Source organism: Megasphaera sp. AF13-6AC, assembly GCF_027685385.1.
GTDB classification, from domain to species: Bacteria; Bacillota; Negativicutes; order Veillonellales; family Megasphaeraceae; genus Megasphaera; species Megasphaera micronuciformis.
In genome coordinates, this window is record NZ_JAQCUN010000003.1 from 26,817 (window position 1) to 28,530 (window position 1,714).

General features: G+C 47.8%; 2 protein-coding genes. Both read right to left on the reverse strand.

Translation table 11 applies throughout. From position 1 onward, the window contains the following. Nucleotides 1–95: 95 nt before the first annotated feature. Entirely contained in the window at nt 96–782 is a 687-nt protein-coding gene (locus PGX78_RS00480) for a 2Fe-2S iron-sulfur cluster-binding protein (protein WP_270444688.1), read from the reverse strand. Continuing rightward, the coding region (locus PGX78_RS00485; protein ID WP_270444690.1) for an FAD-binding protein at nt 779–1,714 on the reverse strand (936 nt) is incomplete at its 5' end. The genes PGX78_RS00480 and PGX78_RS00485, both read right to left, overlap by 4 nt.

A 1,714-nucleotide genomic window follows, 5' to 3' on the forward strand; every position in this document is an offset into this window, starting at 1 on the left:
GTGTTCCAATAAAATATTTTCATCAAAAGCCGCAAAGGGATCGTAGACTTTGTGCCAGCGCTTTTCCAAAGCTTCAAGTTCGGCAAGGCCTGCTGTCAGCGTTTCTTCATCACGGGAAATGGCCAGACGGCTTTACAACCCATGGAATTGTCGCAGTTTTCGTAGAACAAGTCGTTATAGAGAATGTGTAACTTATGACGGTGATAGTCATCATCGCTTGTTCTGTCGGCACGATAGGTTTCGACTGCGTAAATCGGACCGGGAAAAGCATTATCGCCGCGCCCGTCAAAGATGCCTTTAAAATTGGGACACACTTCTAGGCAACAACCGCATTCCAGGCATTGTCCGGATTTATAAATAAGATTGCGAGTTTCCGTGTCTTCACTGATAACAGCTTTCTCTGTCCAAATTTGTCGCTTTTTTAAGGTTTCGAACATCTTATCTTTACTTACGGACAAATCGCAGATTAAAGGGAATTTGCTGAGCGGCCTTATAGTGATGGAACCGCGTCGACCTACCTTATCCAGGAATGAACGGCAAGCCAAACGGGGGACGCCGTTAATGACCATGGCACAAGCTCCGCACTTACCCTCGAGACAACCACAGTCCCAGATTACGGGAGGCCGGAGCTTGCCGTTTACATCGGTGCGCAAGGCTTTATCACGGTTGAGGAGCGTTAAATAATCGGCAACGGTAATCGTCATATCGCCGTCATAGGTAAAGACATCTATGTGTGAAGCGCCATGCCCCGCCTCACCGCGAGTAATATGTACGGTTATCATTCGTTCTCCTTCTTCCAAGATAGACGGATTTGTCCGTCCGTAAATTCGTATAAATGTGTTTTTTCGTAAGCTTCGTTACGTTCCGGGTAGTCGCTACGATTATGTGCACCGCGACTTTCTTTTCGTTCCCTTGCAGCTAAAATCATTGCTTTGGCTAAAATAAATCGGTGTTCCAATAAAATATTTTCATCAAAAGCCGCAAAGGGATCGTAGACTTTGTGCCAGCGCTTTTCCAAAGCTTCAAGTTCGGCAAGGCCTGCTGTCAGCGTTTCTTCATCACGGGAAATGGCCAGCGTTTGTTGCATAATTTTTTGAAATTCCGTTACCGTTTCGGCGTGAGCTCCCGGTCGAGATTCTTTTTTCAAATAGGGAGCTAAGAAAGGCGTTAGATCAATGTCTTCGATTTGAAGATTTTCTGAGGTTTCTGCGCCGCTGTCGGCTATAATCGACTCGGCTACGACCAGACCGCCGAAGAAGGCTCCTAAGAGAGAATTGCCGCCAAGGCGGTTAGCTCCGTGGTATTGGCAAGCATTTTCACCGGCGCTGTACAGGCCTCGAAGGTTTGTGCGGTGATGGGGATCTACATAGACGCCGCCCATAAAGTAGTGAATGCCGTAAAGTACGGGAATAGGGGTTGTTTCGGGATCAACGTGGAAGTATTCGCGGCAGTCGTCTACGAATCCGGTTAAGGAAGTTCGGAACAACTCTTTGGGGATAACCGTCGTATCCAGGTAAATCGGGGTTCCCCACTTACGGATGACATGATATTCTTCGCGAGATACAACGTCGCGGGGCATAAGGTTTCCCTTAGGCCCGAATTTTTCTTCCATAAAGTAGCGTCTCTGTCCGTCTTTTTCCGTGAACAACCTTCCACCCGATCCGCGTAAAGCCTCGGAAATAAGCATGTTTTTTCCGGGCCGTCGGAAGGTGGT